Here is a 590-nt window from a genome sequence, read left to right as displayed (position 1 = left end):
GATGTGCTGACCTGGTGGGGCCACAAGGATCACGGTGCGGTCTCCGACGTCGTCGTCGAACGCGTCGCCAAGCGCGTCTGGGAGGGTATGGGCCTGCTGGTGCTGCATTCCGGCCATTTCTCGAAGATTTTCAAGCGGCTGATGGGCACGCCCTGTGCGCTGAAATGGCGCGAGGCGGGCGAGCGCGAGCGGCTGTGGACGATCAATCCGCGCCATCCGATCGCCGCCGGCATCGGCGAGCATTTCGAGCTGGAGAACGAGGAAATGTACGGCGAGCAGTTCTCGGTGCCGGAACCGCTGGAAACGGTGTTCATCTCCTGGTTCCAGGGCGGCGAAGTGTTCCGCTCGGGCCTGACATGGCGGCGCGGCGCCGGCAACATCTTCTATTTCCGCCCCGGCCACGAGACCTATCCGACCTATCACGACGCCACTGTCCAGAACGTGCTGATCAACGGCGTCAAGTGGGCCTACAACCCGCAAGCGGCGTTGACTGGCATTACCGATGCTCCAAATGTGCCGGTAGAAAAGGCGCTGGAGCCGATCGTCGAACGCGGCCCGAGACTGCACCAGGCCGGCGAAGCCGGTTACCG

1 protein-coding gene is annotated in these 590 nt (G+C 63.9%); it reads left to right on the top strand.

Annotated elements, in window-relative coordinates:
- A partial coding sequence (locus PYR71_RS30765; RefSeq protein ID WP_275621784.1) for a ThuA domain-containing protein occupies window positions 1–590 on the top strand: 590 nt, incomplete at both ends.

Origin of the sequence: Rhizobium mulingense (assembly GCF_029194105.1) — a bacterium.
GTDB classification, from domain to species: Bacteria; Pseudomonadota; Alphaproteobacteria; order Rhizobiales; family Rhizobiaceae; genus Rhizobium; species Rhizobium mulingense.
Note: the sequence above shows the minus strand (reverse complement) of the source record. Positions and strands in the feature narration are given on the sequence as shown.